The following is a 15,580-nucleotide window of genomic DNA, read 5'->3' as shown; positions in this document are numbered from 1 at the left end:
GGGAACGAGGCTCGGGGCTCAGACCGGCTCGGTGCGCCGCAGCAGCCAGTCGAGCGCGGCACCGTCCAGGCGCGGCGCCAGGCGGCGGCGCACCTCGGCGTGGTAGTCGTTCAGCCACTGCAGCTCGTCGGCGCGCAGCAGCGACAGCTCCAGGCAGCGGCTGTCGATCGGGCAGAGCGTCAACGTCTCGAAGGCGAGGTACTCGCCGAACTCGTCGGGATGGCCGACGCTGATGTTCAGCACCAGGTTCTCGATGCGGATGCCCCAGCGGCCGTCGCGGTACAGGCCCGGCTCGACCGAGGTGATCATGCCGGGGTGCATCGCCATCGAGGCGTCGGGCATCGCGCGCGAGATGCTCTGCGGGCCCTCGTGCACGTTCAGGAAATAGCCCACGCCGTGGCCGGTGCCGTGGCCGAAGTCCAGGCCCGCCTCCCACAGCGGCGCACGCGCCAGCGTGTCCAGGTGCGGCGAGAGCGTGCCGGCGGGAAAACGCGCCCGCGACAGCGCCATCGTGCCCTTGAGCACCCGGGTGAAGTCGGCCTTCTGCGCCGCCGAGGGCGTGCCGATCGGCCAGACGCGGGTGATGTCGGTGGTGCCGCCCAGGTACTGTGCGCCGGAGTCGATCAGCAGCAGGCCCTCGGCCACCAGCCCGTCGGGCGTGGAGATCTCGGCGAAGGACTCGGGCGTGGCGCGGTAGTGCGGCATCGCGCCGTTGGCGTTGAAGCCGGCGATGGTCGGAAAGCTCAGGCTGACGAAGCCGTCCTCGCGGGCGCGCTCGGCCGTCAGGCGCTCGTCGATGGTCAGCTCGCTGATCGCCTCGCGGCCGAGTGCGGCCTCCAGCCAGGCGTAGAAGCGGCACATCGCCGCGCCGTCCTTCTCCATCGCCTCGCGGATGAAGGCGGCCTCGGCCGGCGTCTTGCGGCTCTTGGCCAGCGTGCTGGGGTTGATCGCCTCGACCACCGGCACGACGGCCGGCACCGCCTCGCGCAGGCCCAGCGTGATGCGCTTCGGGTCGACCAGCAGCACCGCGTCGGCCGGCAGCGCCGCCAGCGCCGGGGCGGCCTCGGCATAGTCGGCCAGGTCGATGCCGTCGGCGGCCAGCCGCGCGGCCAGCGCCGCGTCGACCTTGCCCGCGGCGACGAACAGCGTCGCGCGCTGCGGGCCGATCAGCAGGTGGGCCAGGAAGACCGGGTTGTAGTCGACATCCGCGCCGCGCAGGCTGGTGATCCAGGCGATGTCGTCGACGGTCGAGACCAGATGGTGGCTGGCGCGGTGGCGCGCCAGGCCGGCGCGCACCGCCGCCAGCCGCTCGGCGCGCGGCACCGCCGCATGCGGCGCCAGATGCTCGCGCACCGGCGCGGCCGGCAGGCCGGGGCGTTCCGGCCAGGCCTCGGCCATCAGGTCGAGGTCGGTGCGCAGGCCGATGCCGTGGCGCTGCAGCGCGCCGGCGAGCATCTGCGCCGCCGCCAGGCCCAGCACCGCCGCATCCACCGCCAGCGTCTGGCTTGGCGAGAGCGTGGCGGTCAGCCAGTCGATGGGGTGGGTGGCCGCGCCGGTGGGGATCTTCACCAGCTCGACCGTGGTGCCGGCCAGCTCGGCCTCGGCCTGGGTCCAGTAGCGGCTGTCGGCGAAGACCGCGGCACGGTCGCGGGTGACCACCAGCGTGCCCATCGAGCCGGTGAAGCCGGAGAAGTGCACCCGGCCCTGCCAGCGCTCGGGCAGGTATTCGGACAGGTGCGGGTCGCTCGAGGGCACCAGCACCGCGGCCAGGTCATGGCGCACCAGCGCCTGGCGCAGCGCGGCCAGGCGGTCGGGAATCGGGGAGGGCGAGTGGGTCATGTCGATGTCCGGGCAGGATCGTCAGGGGTCGCGGGAGAGAGGCTGGAGGGGCTGGCGGTGCCATCCAGGCGCTGCCGCACCATCGCGATGTGGCTGCGCAGCGAGTAGAGCTCGTCGGCATAGCTCAGCGGCACCGGCAGGCGCTCGATGCGCGCATCGAGCTGATCCAGCTCGGCGCGCAGCGCGGCGAGCGGCCGGCTGCCCTCGGCATGCTGCTGCTCGATCTCGCGCAGCAGGCCGTACCAGCGGAAGATGCGCGAGCGCACCCGGAAGTTGTACAGCGGCGGCACCACCCGCGACAGCGGGATCAGCACCGCCACGATCGACAGCAGCACCACCCACATCCGGTCGATCAGGTTGGCATAGCCGAAGGGCAGATGGCGCTGCAGCAGCGGCTCGCCGGAGGCGTAGAAGCGCTGCGCCTCCGGCGAGAGCGGGTGGTCGCCGGTCTGCGCCTTCGGATATTCGCCCTTGTCCTGGAACCAGTTGGGCTCGCTGTGAATGCGTCGTGCGGCCTGCACCAGCAGCTGCTGCAGCGCCGGATGCGTGTCCTCGCGCACCAGCAGCGAGGCGGTGGCCGCCACCAGCCGCACATCCTGTCCGGGCAGGTCCTGCGCCAGGTCGACCACGCCACGCGGCAGCAGCACCGGCGCCACCTGCGGCACCCGGCGCGCATAGGCCTCGGCCTGGGCGAAGTCGAACAGCCGGATGCCCGGCGTGATCAGCAGCATGCGCACGATCGGCGACTCCGGCGCCGACACCAGCGCCAGCGCATCGAGCCGGCCGTCGAGCAGCGCCATCACCGCCGGCGTGGTCGGCAGCTGCGACAGCGGCAGCTTCGCCGGCTCCAGCCCGTTGGCGATCAGCAGCCGGTGCATCAGATGCGTGATGCCGCTGCCCTCCTGGCCGACGTTGAGCCGCCATTCGGCGATCTGCGACAGGCTCTCCAGCCGCTCGCCGCCGAGCCGGGCGCGGGCGCTGTCCTCGCGGTAGAAGATCCAGACCGGCTCGCGGAACAGCGCGCCCAGGCTGAGCAGCTCGTCGGGCGGGCGGTCCTCGTCGCCGCTGCGCAGCATGTCGGCGCCGCCCTGCACGAAGGCGGCATCGACCTCGCCGCTGCGCAGCAGCGCCAGGTTGTCGAGCGCGCCGCGGGTGGCGCGCAGCTCGACCTCGATGCCCTGGCGGGCCAGCGCGTCCCGGTAGAGCCGGCCGAACTCGGCATAGGCGCCCTGGGCGCCGCCGGTGGCCAGCACCATGCGCTGCGGCGGAATCGGATCCAGCACCCGGTAGGCCAGCCAGAACAGGCCGATGGCCAGCAGCAGCACCGGCCCGCCGGTCAGCAGCAGATCGCGCAGCGACAGCAGCGCGCTGCGCAGCTGCAGCGCCGCACCGTGCCCGAGCCCGCGCGTGGTCTGCGGACGGGCGCTCATCGCAGGTTCTCCCGGTGGCGCCAGAGCAGTTCGGCGCTGAAGAGCAGGCAGGCGGCCCAGATGATCATGAAGCCCTGGGCGCGGCCGCCGGCGAAGGGCTCGCCGAAGACCCACACGCCCAGCGCGAGCTGCAGCGTCGGGCCGATGTACTGCAGCATGCCCAGCAGGCTCAGCGGAATGCGCCGTGCGCCGCCGGCGAACAGCAGCAGCGGGATGGCGGTCAGCGGCCCGGCCGCCAGCAGCAGCATCTGCTGGTGCAGCGGCACCTGCGTCAGGCTGTCCTGGCCTTGTGCCACCGCCCACAGCAGGCCGGCGATGGCCAGCGGGCCCAGCAGGATCGTCTCCAGCGTCAGGCCTTCCAGCGCCCCCAGCGAGGCGGTCTTGCGCAGCAGACCGTAGCTGGCGAAGGTGGCCGCCAGCGCCAGCGCGATCCAGGGCGCCGCGCCCTGCGTCCAGGTCAGCCAGATCACGCCCGCGGCGGCGATGGCCACCGCCAGCCACTGCGCCGGCCGCAGCCGCTCCTTCAGCACCAGCCAGCCGGTCAGCACATTGACCAGCGGCGAGATGAAGTAGCCCAGGCTGGACTCCACCACCCGGCCTTGCGAGACCGCCCAGATGTAGATGAACCAGTTGGCCGCGATCAGCAGCGCGCTGGCGATGAAGCGCTTCATGACCGCCCGGTCGGCCAGCGCCGGGCGCAGCCAGCTCCACTGGCGCCGCATGCCCAGCACCCCGACCAGGAACAGCAGCGACCAGACGATGCGGTGCCCCAGCACCTCCAGCGCGCCCACGCCCTGAAGCAGCCGGAAATACAGCGGAAACAGTCCCCAGATGACATAGGCCGCAGCGGCCTGGAGGATGCCGGCGCGCATCAGTCGCCGTGTTCTTGAACTTGCATGAGCGCGAGGATAACCGCCGGCCCGCTTCATGTCCGGGCCGCTTGAAACCGGCAGAATCGACCTCATCCGTCCCTTGCCTTCGACTGTCCGCCCATCATGAAGACGTTCCGGTCTGCCCCTTTCCCGCTCATCGCCACTGCGGCGCCCGGTCTGGCGGCGCTGCTGCTGTCGGCCTCGCTGCTGGCGCCGACGGCGGTCTGCGCCCGGGAGAGCGCCCAGGCCGCGCCGCGTGCGGTCGCGCCGCGCGGTGCGCTGCTGAGCGAGGAGCAGGCGGTGGTGAGCCTGTTCGAGCAGTCCTCGCCCTCGGTGGCCTACATCACCACCGAGACGGTGCAGCGCGGCGTCTTCGGCGGCGCGGAGGTCAGCCAGGGCGCCGGCTCGGGCTTTGTCTGGGATGCCTCGGGCCATGTGGTCACCAATTTCCATGTGGTCAAGGGCGCGCGGCGGGTGTTCGTGCAGCTCGACGCCGGCAAGCCCATCGAGGCCGAGGTGGTCGGCGGCGCGCCGGAATACGATCTGGCGGTGCTGCGGCTCAAGAACGTGCCCAGGACCCTGCGCCCGGTGCCGCTGGGCTCGTCGCGCGACCTGCGCATCGGCCAGACCGTCTACGCCATCGGCAACCCCTTCGGCCTGCAGCGCACGCTGACCAAGGGCCTGGTGAGCGCGCTCGACCGCGAGCTGCCGACCGCCAACTTCCGCGAGGTCGCCGGCGTGATCCAGACCGACGCGGCGATCAATCCCGGCAACTCGGGCGGGCCGCTGCTCGACAGCGCCGGTCGGCTGATCGGCGTCAACACCGCGATCCGCTCGGCCAGCGGCAGCTCGTCGGGCATCGGCTTCGCGATTCCGGTCGATCTGGTCAACCGGGTGGTGCCCTCGCTGATCAACCGCGGCCAGGCGCCGCTGCCGGGCATCGGCGTCACGCCGATCTCGCCCGACCAGGTGGCGCGTGCCGGCATCTCGGGCGTGGTGCTGGGCGCGGTGGGCCGGGGCACACCGGCGGCCTCGGCCGGCCTGCAGCCCTACAACCCGCAGACCGGCGATCTGGGCGACGTGATCATCGGCGTCAACGGCCGCCCGGTGCAGACGCTGTCGACCTTCGTCGGCGAGCTGGAGCGCGCCGGCATCGACGCGACCGTCGAGCTGACGGTGCGCCGCGGCGAGAAGGAGCGCCGGGTGCGGGTGAAGGTGATCGATCTGCGGGGGTGAGCTGCTGGCGTTCCCTCAGGGGAGATCCTGCATCACCCGCGCCAGGCGCTGATCCTGCGTCAGCAACCGGGCGCCGCAGACGCGGGCCGTGGCAGCGACGATGGCATCCGGCAATTTCAGTCCGCCATGGCGGCGCAGCCGGATGGCCTCGCTCTCGATGTCGTCGCTGAGGCGAACCACTTCGCAGCAGGACAGGAACGCCCGGGCTGCCTGTTCTTCATGCGCGCTCAGGGCCGGGAATCCGAGCAGTTCCATCCGGGTGATCTGGCTGACCCCCGTCCGGGCCATGATCAGCCCGGACTGCTGCATCAGCGCGAGCGCCGGCTCCGCGCCCTTGAGCAGGCCGATGACCACATTGGTATCGAGCAGATGATCAATCCCACTCACGGCGCATCGCCTCCTGCACGGCCTGCGGATCGCCGTTCCAGTTCGGCGAGTCCTTGAGCATCCCGGCGAACTGCTGCCAGTCGCCTGTCGCCGGTGCGGGGGCCGTCGAGGCGGGGCGCAGACTGACCGCCGCAGCGAGCGGCAGGCGGACGATGACCAGATGCTCATCCTCCTGGAACTGCACCGGCTCCAGCGGAATGATCTGGCCCGCACGGCAGATGGCTTCGATGGCCTGGTACATGGCGAGCACCTCCAAAGGGCAGTGGAAAGACCGATGCGCTATCTTGGCATCGAAGGGCCAGGGCTCAGCCCAGCGCGTCGAGCAGCTCCGTCTCGAACTCGATCTGGCTGCGGTTGTGCTGCAGCACCGCGCCGTCGACCAGGAAGGTGTCCTCGACCCGCTCGCCCAGCGTGCTGATCTTGGCCAGCTGCAGGTTGATCTGGTGGCGCGCCAGCACCCGGGCGATGCTGTAGAGCAGGCCGGAGCGGTCGCTGGCCGAGACCGACAGCACCCAGCGCTGCGCCCGTTCGTCCGGGCGCAGCTGCACCCGAGGCGAGATCGGGAAGGACTTGACCCGGCGCGACAGCCGGCCCCGGCTGGGCTCGGGCAGCGGGCCTTCCTCGGTCAGGGTGGCCATCAGCTGGTGCTCGACCAGCGCGATCAGGTCGCGGTAGGCCTGATCGAAGAAGGGCGTGATGACCTGGAAGGTGTCGAGCGCGTAGCCGGCGCGGGTGGTGTGCACCCGGGCGTCGAGAATGCTGAACTGCGCCGCGTCGAAGTAGCCGCAGATGCGCGCGAACAGGTCCTGGCGGTCGGGGGCGTAGACCAGCACCTGCAGCCCTTCGCCGACCGGCGAGAGCCGTGCGCTGACCAGCGGCTGCGGCGTGTCGGCGCGGCGGTTCAGCGCCCGCGCGTGCCAGGCGATCTCGTTGCTGTCGTGGCGGGCGAAGTAGTTGAGGTCGAGCGTCTTCCACAGCGCCTCCTCGGCGCCGGGCAGCATCGAGTGCAGCGCCAGCAGCTGGCGGGATTCCTGCTTGCGCAGCTCGATCTCGGCGTCCATCTGCGGCTTGGCGCCGCCCAGCGCGCGCAGCGTGGCGCGGAACAGGTCCTCGAGCAGCTTGCCCTTCCAGGCGTTCCAGACCTTCGGGCTGGTGCCGCGGATGTCGGCCACCGTCAGCAGGTAGAGCGCCGTGAGACGACGCGGATCCTTGACATGGCTGGCGAAGGCGTCGATCACGTCCGGGTCCGACAGATCCTCCTTCTGCGCGACCCGCGACATCGTCAGATGCTCCTTGACCAGGAACTCGATCAGCCGGGCGTCGTCCCGGGCGATGCGGTGGTCGCGGCAGAAGCGCCGCACCTCGACCGCGCCGAGGTCGGAGTGGTCGCCGCCGCGGCCCTTGGCCACGTCATGGAAGAGCGCGGCCACATACAGCAGCCAGGGCTTGTCCCAGTGCGCGGCCAGCTGCGAGCAGAACGGGTACTCGTGGGTGTGCTCGGCGATGAAGAAGCGGCGCACATTGCGCAGCACCATCATGATGTGCTGGTCCACGGTGTAGACGTGGAACAGGTCGTGCTGCATCTGGCCGACGATCTTGCGGAACACCCAGAGGTAGCGCCCGAGCACCGAGGTGTCGTTCATCAGCCGGAAGACATGGGTCTGGCCCTGCGGCTGCTGCAGGATCTCCATGAAGGTGGCGCGGTTGACCGGATCGGCGCGGAACTTCGCGTCCATCAGCTCGCGGGCGTTGTAGAGCGCGCGCAGCGTGCGCGCCGACAGGCCCTTGCAGCCATGGCTGCGCTGGAAGACCAGGAAGGTCTGCAGGATGGCGTGCGGGTCGCGCTGGTAGAGATCGTCGCTGGCGACCTCGATCAGGCCGCCGCGGTCGAAGAAGCGGGCGTCGATCGGCCGCATCGGCGCATCGCGCGAGCCCGACACATGCTCCTCGATGCCCAGCATCAGGATCTGGTTGAGCTGCACCACCGCCTTGGCCGCCCAGTAGTAGCGCCGCATCAGCGCCTCGCTGGCGCGCCGCTCCGGGGTGGAGGCGTAGCCGAAGCTCTCGGCCACCGCGGTCTGCAGATCGAAGACCAGACGGTCCTCGCGCCGGCCGGCGATGGTGTGCAGCCGCGCGCGGATCAGGCGCAGCAGGCCCTCGTTGCGCTGCAGCTGCGTGGCCTCGAAGCGGGTGATCAGGCCCTTCTTCACCAGCTCGGCCCAGGAGCGGCCCAGACCGGCGCCCTGTGCCACCCAGCGCACCACCTGCAGGTCGCGCAGGCCGCCCGGGCTTTCCTTGCAGTTGGGCTCGAGCGAATACGGGGTGTTCTCGTACTTCACATGGCGCTGCTGCATCTCGAGCGTCTTGGCGCGCAGGAAGGCGGCCGGGTCGAGCACATCGGTCGTCCAGCGCCGGAACTGGTCGAAGAGCTTGCGGGTGCCGCAGAGAAAGCGCGCCTCCAGCATCGCGGTCTGCACCGTCACGTCGGCCTGCGCCTCGGCGACGCACTCGTCGACGGTGCGCACGCTCGAGCCGATCTCCAGGCCGATGTCCCAGCAGGCGGTGATGAAGGCCTCGATGCCGGCGCGGCGCGGGTCGGGCGTGGCATCGGGATCGAGCGCCTGGCCGTGCGGCTCGGCCATGTCGTCGGGCAGCAGCACCAGCACGTCCACATCCGAGTAGGGATAGAGCTCGCCGCGGCCGTAGCCGCCGACGGCCACCAGCGCCGCGCCGCGCGGCAGATCGCCCTGCTGCCACAGCTGGGTGATCACGCCGTCGACATGCTGGCTGATCTGGCGCACCAGCTGCGAGGCCGCCGGCACGGTGGCCGGGCCGTCGCGGAACTGGCGGATCAGGGTCTGCTTGCCTTCGCGCATCAGCCGGCGCAGCTCGGCCACCGGCAGCACGTCGGAGACGTCGCTGCGACGTTCGGACAGACGCATCCCCACGCCTCAGCAGCGGGTGGTGGTGACGAAGTCGGGCAGCGGCGGGCTGCCGTCCGACAGCGTCAGCACCTCGTAGCCGGTCTCGGTGACGACGACGGTGTGCTCCCATTGCGCCGACAGCGAGCGGTCCTTGGTGACGATGGTCCAGCCGTCGCCGCCTTCCTTGATCTCGCGCCGGCCGGCGTTGACCATCGGCTCGATGGTGAAGATCATGCCGGGCTTGAGCTCGTCGAGCGTGCCGGGGCGGCCGTAGTGCAGGATCTGCGGTTCCTCGTGGAACTTGCGGCCGATGCCGTGGCCGCAGAACTCGCGCACCACCGACAGGCCCTGGTTCTCGACGAAGGTCTGGATGGCGTTGCCGATGTCGCCCAGCCGGGCGCCCGGCCTGACCTTCAGGATGCCCTTCCACATCGCGTCATAGGTGAGCGCGCACAGGCGCTTGGCGGCGATCGAGCCTTCGCCGACCACGAACATGCGGCTGGTGTCGCCGTGCCAGCCGTCCTTGATGACGGTGATGTCCAGGTTGACGATGTCGCCGTTCTTCAGCGGCTTGTCGTTCGGGATGCCGTGGCAGATCACCTGGTTGACCGAGGTGCAGATCGACTTCGGATACGGCTTGTAGCCCGGCGGCTGGTAGTTCAGCGGCGCAGGAATGGCTTTCTGCACGTTCACGATGTGGTCGTGAGCGATGCGGTCGAGCTCGTTGGTGGTCACGCCCGGGCGGACGTGCGGGCCGAGAAGGTCCAGGACTTCGGAGGCGAGGCGGCAGGCCGTGCGCATCGCCTCGATGTCTGCGGCGGTCTTGATCGTGATCGACATGGTGGGCGATTATCGCATCCATGGACAACATCGATACCCTGGTGGTCGGCGCGGGCGTGGTGGGGCTGGCCGCGGCGCGCGCGCTGGCGCAGGCCGGCTGCGAGGTGGTGATCGCCGAGGCGCGCGAGGCCTTCGGCACCGTCACCAGCGCACGCAGCAGCGAGGTGATCCACGCCGGCCTCTATTACCCGACCGGTTCGCTCAAGGCGCGGCTGTGCGTGCGCGGGCGCGATCTTCTGTATGCCTTCTGCGCTGGGCGCGGCATCGCGCACCGGCGCTGCGGCAAGCTGATCGTCGCCACGTCCGAGGCGCAGCTCGGCCGGCTCGACGCGCTGCAGGCCCAGGCGCAGGCCAACGGCGTGCACGATCTGCAGCGCCTGAGCGCCGAGCAGGCGCGCGAGATGGAGCCCGCGCTGGCCTGCGTGGCCGCGCTGTGGTCGCCCTCGACCGGCATCGTCGACAGCCACGGCCTGATGCTGGCGCTGCTGGCCGATGCCGAGGCTGCCGGCGCGGTGCTGGCGCTGAAGTCGCCGGTGCAGGCCATCGAGGCGATCGACGCCGGCCGCGGCGGCTACCGGGTGACGATCTGCGGCGAGATGGCGGGCGAGGGCGGCGAGACGCTGCAGGTGCGCCGGCTGGTCAATGCCGCCGGGCTGGCGGCGCCCGATCTGGCCGCGCGCCTGCAGGGGCGTCCGCCGGGCGCGCCGCGGCCGCCCGAGGCGCATTTCTGCAAGGGCAGCTATTTCACCTTCGCGGGCCGCGCGCCGTTCTCGCGGCTGATCTACCCGGTGCCGGAGGCCGCCGGCCTGGGCGTGCATGTCACGCTGGACCTGGGCGGGCAGATGCGCTTCGGCCCGGATGTCGAGTGGCTGGACATCCCATCCGAGGCGCAGATCGACTACCGGGTCGATGCGCGCCGCCAGGCCGGCATGGCCGAGGCGATCCGGCGCTACTGGCCGGGCCTGCCCGAGGGCGCGCTGCAGCCCGGCCACGCCGGCGTGCGGCCGAAGATCTCGGGGCCGCAGGCGCCGTCGGCCGACTTCCGCATCGACACCGAGGCGGTGCATGGCCTGCCCGGGCTGGTCGAGCTGCTGGGCATCGAGTCGCCCGGGCTGACCGCCTCGCTGGCGATCGGCGAACAGGTCGCGGCCGCACTGGGCGACGCACTCCACTAGAATCCCGGACTTGTCTCACGGTCCGGCCGCCGGCCGGGCCCGCGCTGGCCGCGGCATCGCGCAGCCCGCCGACCCCACCGCATCAACAGCCCTTCGGGACTCACACGCGTGTCTTCCTCCTCCCCCAAGCACCTCCAGCATTTCGAGGGCGGCAACGCCCTTTCCGCCTTCCGCGCCCAGGCGCTGCTGCCGCGCCTGCAGGCCGTCAGCGCCCGCATCGTCGGCGTGTCGGCCCGCCATGTGCACTGGGTCTGGAGCGACACCGCGCTCGACGCGGCCGCCACCGACAAGCTCGCCGCGCTGCTGACCTATGGCGACGCCGCCGAGACCTCGGCCGAGGGCGAACTGGTGGTGGTGATGCCGCGCCTGGGCACCGTGTCGCCGTGGGCCTCCAAGGCCACCGACATCGCCCACAACTGCGGCCTGGACATCCACCGCGTCGAGCGCGTCACCGAGTTCCGCCTGCAGCTCAAGTCCGGCCTGATCGACGCGCTCAAGGGCGGCGCCAGGCCGCTCTCGCGCGAGGAGATCGAGGCCTGCGCGATGCTGCTGCATGACCGCATGACCGAGTCGGTCGCCTTCGACCGCGAGGCCGGCCGCCACCTGTTCGACGCCCGGCCGGCCGAGCCGCTGGCCCATGTCGACGTGATCGGCCAGGGCCGCGCGGCGCTGGAAGTCGCCAACAAGGACTTCGGCCTGGCGCTGTCGGACGACGAGATCGACTACCTGGTGAAGGCCTTCACCGAGCTGAAGCGCAACCCCAGCGACGTCGAGCTGATGATGTTCGCGCAGGCCAACTCCGAGCACTGCCGCCACAAGATCTTCAACGCCGACTTCACCATCGACGGCGAGCGCCAGCCGCTGTCGATGTTCGGCATGATCCGCAACACGGAAAAGCTCGCTCCGCAGTCGACCGTCATCGCCTACAGCGACAACGCCGCGGTGATGGAAGGCGGCCCGGTCGAACGCTGGCTGCCGCAGGGCTACACCAACGCGCCGCAGTACGGAGCGCGCGCCGAGACCGCGCATGTGCTGATGAAGGTCGAGACGCACAACCACCCGACCGCCATCTCGCCGTTCCCGGGCGCCTCCACCGGCGCCGGCGGCGAGATCCGCGACGAGGGCGCGACCGGCCGCGGCTCCAAGCCCAAGGCCGGCCTCACCGGCTTCCATGTCTCGAACCTGAACCTGCCCGGCACGAACGAGCCGTGGGAGAACGATGCCGTCGGCAAGCCCGAGCACATCGCGAGTCCCCTGCAGATCATGACCGAGGGCCCGCTGGGCGGCGCGGCGTTCAACAACGAGTTCGGCCGCCCGAACCTGGCCGGCTACTTCCGCGTCTTCGAGCAGACGGTGGCTGGCGTGCGCCGCGGCTACCACAAGCCGATCATGATCGCCGGCGGCCTGGGCACGATCAGCGCCGGCCAGACCGACAAGCTGCCCTTCGGCGCCGGCACGCTGCTGGTGCAGCTCGGCGGCCCGGGCATGCGCATCGGCATGGGCGGCGGCGCCGCCTCGTCGATGGCGGCGGGCACCAACACCGCCGCGCTCGACTTCGATTCGGTGCAGCGCGGCAACCCCGAGATCCAGCGCCGCGCGCAGGAGGTGATCAACCACTGCTGGGCGCTGGGCGCGACCAACCCGATCATGGCCATCCATGACGTGGGCGCCGGTGGCATTTCCAACGCCTTTCCCGAGCTGGTCGACGGCGCCGGCAAGGGCGCGACCTTCGACATCCGCAAGGTGCCGCTGGAGGAGACCGGCCTGGCGCCGAAGGAGATCTGGTGCAACGAGAGCCAGGAGCGCTATGTCCTGGCGGTCAATCCGGACCTGCTGCCGCTGTTCGACGAGATGTGCCGCCGCGAGCGCGCGCCCTACGCGGTGGTGGGCATCGCCACCGACGACCGCGAGCTGATCCTCGAGGACGGCCCCGGCGGCGAGCGCCCGATCGACATGCCGATGGACGTGCTGCTGGGCAAGCCGCCCAAGATGCACCGTGACGTCACCCGCGTCGCGCGCACCGAGCAGCCGCTGAACCTCACCGGCGTGAACCTCGACGAGGTGGCGCTGAGCGTGCTGCGTCACCCGACGGTGGCCTCCAAGCGCTTCCTGATCACCATCGGCGACCGCACCGTGGGTGGCATGAGCCACCGCGACCAGATGGTCGGCCCGTGGCAGGTGCCGGTGGCCGACTGCGCGGTCACGCTGGCCGACTACGCCGGCTTCCGTGGCGAGGCGATGTCGATGGGCGAGCGCACCCCGCTGGCCTCGCTGGATGCGCCGGCCTCCGGCCGCATGGCCGTCGCCGAAGCCATCACCAACCTGCTGGCCGCGCCGATCGAGCTGTCGCGCGTGAAGCTATCGGCCAACTGGATGGCCGCCTGCGGCGAGGCCGGCGAAGACGCCGCGCTCTATGACACCGTCAAGGCGGTCGGCATGGAGCTGTGCCCGGCGCTGGGCATCGGCATCCCGGTCGGCAAGGATTCGCTGTCGATGCGCACCAAGTGGAGCGACAAGGGTGAGACGAAGCAGGTGGTCGCGCCGGTCTCGCTGGTCGTCACCGCCTTCGTCACGCTCGACGACGTGCGCGGCACGCTCACGCCGCAACTCAGGACCGACACCCCGGCGGGCCTGGACACCACGCTGATCCTGATCGACCTCGGCCAGGGCAAGAACCGCATGGGCGGCTCGATGCTGGCGCAGGTGCTCGGCCAGTTCGGCGACACCGTGCCGGACGTGGACGATCCGGCCCAGCTCAAGGCGCTGGTCGCGGTGGTCAACGAGCTGCGCGCGGCCGGCAAGCTGCTGGCCTACCACGACCGCAGCGACGGCGGCCTGTGGGCGGCGGCCTGCGAGATGGCCTTCGCCGGCCATGTCGGCGTGAGCCTGAACGTCGACCTGCTGGTCACCGAGGGCGACGGCATCAGCGACAGCCGCGCCGACATGGGCGACTCGAAGAACTGGGCCGCCCAGGTCAGCGAGCGCCGCAACGAGCTGACGCTCAAGGCCCTGTTCAACGAGGAACTCGGCGTCGTGCTGCAGGTCGCCACGACCGACCGCGACGAGGTGATCCGCACGCTGCGCGCGCACGGCCTGAGCCGCCACAGCCATGTCGTCGGCAAGACCAACAACCGCAGCGCGGTCGAGGTCTGGCGCGACGCCAAGACGGTGTTCAGCGCGCCGCTGCAGCAGCTGCACCAGGCCTGGGACGAGGTGAGCTGGCGCATCAACGCGCAGCGCGACAACCCGGCCTGCGCCGACAGCGAGCACGCCGCGGCGGGCGCGCCGGACGACACCGGCCTGCATGTCGCGCTGAGCTTCGACGCCAGCGAGGATGTCGCCGCGCCCTTCATCGCGAAGGCTCGTCCGAAGGTGGCGATCCTGCGCGAGCAGGGCGTCAACTCGCATGTCGAGATGAGCTACGCGATGGCGCAGGCCGGCTTCGACACCTTCGACGTGCACATGAGCGACCTGCAGGCAGGCCGCGCGCGCCTCGAGCAGTTCCACGGTCTGGTCGCCTGCGGCGGCTTCTCGTATGGCGACACGCTCGGCGCCGGCGAGGGCTGGGCGCGCTCGGTGCTGTTCAACCCGCTGCTGGCGGAGCAGTTCTCGGTCTTCTTCCAGCGCCAGGACACCTTCGCGCTGGGCGTGTGCAACGGCTGCCAGATGATGGCCGCGCTCAGCCCGATCATTCCGGGCGCGCAGGACTGGCCGAAGTTCACCCGCAACAAGAGCGAGCAGTTCGAGGCCCGCCTGTCGCAGGTCGAGATCCTCGAGAGCCCGTCGATCTTCTTCCAGGGCATGGCCGGCAGCCGCCTGCCGATCGCCGTCGCCCACGGCGAAGGCTTCGCGGACTTCTCGCAGCGTGGCGATGCCGCCAAGGTGCATCGTGCGATGCGCTTCGTCGATTCGGCCGGCCGTCCGACCGAAGCCTATCCGGCCAACCCGAACGGCAGCCCGGACGGCCTGACCTCGGTCACCACCGCCGACGGCCGCTTCACCGTGCTGATGCCGCACCCGGAGCGGGTCTTCCGCAACGTGCAGCTGAGCTGGACCTCGGGCGACGTGTCGGCGCGCAGCCCGTGGGCGCGCATGTTCGGCAACGCGCGCCGCTGGGTCGGCTGAAGACTGCAGAGCGCAGCACCCGCACGGGTCTCGAGCCCGTGCCCGCCAACGACCAAGGGGCCGGCACCGTCAGGTGGCCGGCCCCTTGTGCGTCGGGGAGTTCGGAAAAGGGTGGGCTGGAGTGGTGGAGGGCAGGCCGGCGCGCGGCTGTCCTCAGTGATCCTGGGGCAGAGGCCGGCCTTCGGTCGTGCTGCGGTGGGCCTGGATCGCTGCGCGCACCACCTGCGCTGCACCATCGGCGCATTCGGGGAGCTGCTCGACGCGGTCCTGCTCGATGGCCTGCAGCACGATCTCGGTCAGGGCGCCGACGATCGCGTTGGCCTGCCAGGCGGCTGCATCACCTTCGGCCTGCTGCGGCAGATCGGCGATCAGGTCCGCGAGCTGGCGATGCACCTTGCGGCGCGCCTGCAGGCCCTCGGAGCCGACCGCCAGCACATCGATGAAGAGCGTGCGCATCAGCAGCGGATTGGCGGCCAGGTGGCCGAAGTAGGCCTTGACCGCCTGATCCACCCGCGTCGTCCAGTCCTGGGATGGTTCGATGGCTTTCGACAGCGAGCTGATGCTGCGCTGGCTGGCATTCTCGTAGAGCGCGATCAGGCACTCCTGCTTGGTCCGGAAATGCTCGTAGAAGGTTCGCTTCGACACCCTGGCCGCGGTGGCGATGTCGGCGATGGTGGTGTCTGCATACCCCTTGGTGGCGACGCAGCGCGCCATGCCCTCGAGGAGACGAGTACGGTGGTCCAGTGAAGAAG

11 protein-coding genes are annotated in these 15,580 nt (G+C 70.9%); 3 read left to right on the top strand and 8 right to left on the bottom strand.

Annotated features, from left to right (window positions below; genetic code table 11):
* Positions 1–18 precede the first annotated feature (18 nt).
* From HZU84_RS08095 to rarD, 3 genes are read right to left on the bottom strand one after another with little or no spacing between them, the layout of a single operon-like run.
* On the bottom strand, positions 19–1,839 hold the full coding sequence (locus HZU84_RS08095) for an aminopeptidase P family protein (RefSeq protein ID WP_149503824.1): 1,821 nt from the start codon (positions 1,837–1,839) through the stop codon (positions 19–21).
* The gene (locus HZU84_RS08090) at positions 1,836–3,269 is read right to left on the bottom strand and encodes a TAXI family TRAP transporter solute-binding subunit (protein ID WP_149503823.1); all 1,434 of its coding nucleotides are present in this window, start codon (positions 3,267–3,269) and stop codon (positions 1,836–1,838) included. Before HZU84_RS08090 ends, HZU84_RS08095 begins: the two co-directional genes overlap by 4 nt.
* Positions 3,266–4,141, bottom strand: a complete 876-nt coding sequence (gene rarD / locus HZU84_RS08085) for an EamA family transporter RarD (RefSeq protein WP_149503822.1) — start codon at positions 4,139–4,141, stop codon at positions 3,266–3,268. Before rarD ends, HZU84_RS08090 begins: the two co-directional genes overlap by 4 nt.
* Positions 4,142–4,264: 123 nt before the next feature.
* Here rarD and HZU84_RS08080 point away from each other — a divergent pair, with 123 nt between their 5' ends.
* Entirely contained in the window at positions 4,265–5,377 is a 1,113-nt protein-coding gene (locus HZU84_RS08080) for a S1C family serine protease (RefSeq protein ID WP_149503821.1), read from the top strand.
* A gap of 15 nt (positions 5,378–5,392) precedes the next feature.
* Here HZU84_RS08080 and HZU84_RS08075 read toward each other — a convergent pair whose 3' ends face one another.
* The 4 genes from HZU84_RS08075 to map form a co-directional block, all read right to left on the bottom strand.
* Positions 5,393–5,764 (bottom strand): type II toxin-antitoxin system VapC family toxin, encoded by a 372-nt coding sequence (locus tag HZU84_RS08075; RefSeq protein ID WP_219340892.1) that lies wholly within the window; start codon positions 5,762–5,764, stop codon positions 5,393–5,395.
* Positions 5,751–6,005, bottom strand: a complete 255-nt coding sequence (locus HZU84_RS20265; protein ID WP_219340891.1) for an antitoxin family protein — start codon at positions 6,003–6,005, stop codon at positions 5,751–5,753. Before HZU84_RS20265 ends, HZU84_RS08075 begins: the two co-directional genes overlap by 14 nt.
* A 64-nt stretch (positions 6,006–6,069) precedes the next feature.
* The gene (locus HZU84_RS08070; RefSeq protein ID WP_149503819.1) at positions 6,070–8,706 is read right to left on the bottom strand and encodes a [protein-PII] uridylyltransferase; all 2,637 of its coding nucleotides are present in this window, start codon (positions 8,704–8,706) and stop codon (positions 6,070–6,072) included.
* Positions 8,707–8,715: 9 nt separating this feature from the next.
* A complete protein-coding gene (gene map / locus HZU84_RS08065; protein ID WP_149503818.1) occupies positions 8,716–9,528 on the bottom strand; it encodes a type I methionyl aminopeptidase in 813 nt (270 codons plus the stop codon).
* Positions 9,529–9,548: 20 nt separating this feature from the next.
* On the opposite strand from map, the gene HZU84_RS08060 reads away from it, so the two are divergent.
* Together HZU84_RS08060 and purL are read left to right on the top strand one after the other, a co-directional pair.
* Positions 9,549–10,703 carry an NAD(P)/FAD-dependent oxidoreductase gene (locus tag HZU84_RS08060; RefSeq protein ID WP_149503817.1) on the top strand — a complete coding sequence of 385 codons (1,155 nt, stop codon included), beginning with the start codon at positions 9,549–9,551 and terminating at the stop codon, positions 10,701–10,703.
* Positions 10,704–10,811: 108 nt separating this feature from the next.
* Positions 10,812–14,828 (top strand): phosphoribosylformylglycinamidine synthase, encoded by a 4,017-nt coding sequence (gene purL, locus HZU84_RS08055; protein WP_149503816.1) that lies wholly within the window; start codon positions 10,812–10,814, stop codon positions 14,826–14,828.
* Positions 14,829–14,981: 153 nt separating this feature from the next.
* On the opposite strand, the gene HZU84_RS08050 is transcribed toward purL, so the two are convergent.
* Positions 14,982–15,542 carry a TetR/AcrR family transcriptional regulator gene (locus tag HZU84_RS08050; RefSeq protein WP_149505264.1) on the bottom strand — a complete coding sequence of 187 codons (561 nt, stop codon included), beginning with the start codon at positions 15,540–15,542 and terminating at the stop codon, positions 14,982–14,984.
* Between the last annotated feature and the right edge of the window lie 38 nt (positions 15,543–15,580).

Source organism: Sphaerotilus sulfidivorans, from assembly GCF_013426975.1.
Classification (GTDB): Bacteria; Pseudomonadota; Gammaproteobacteria; order Burkholderiales; family Burkholderiaceae_C; genus Sphaerotilus; species Sphaerotilus sulfidivorans.
The sequence above is the reverse complement of the archived record's forward strand: the minus strand, read 5'-3'. Positions and strand labels throughout refer to the sequence as shown.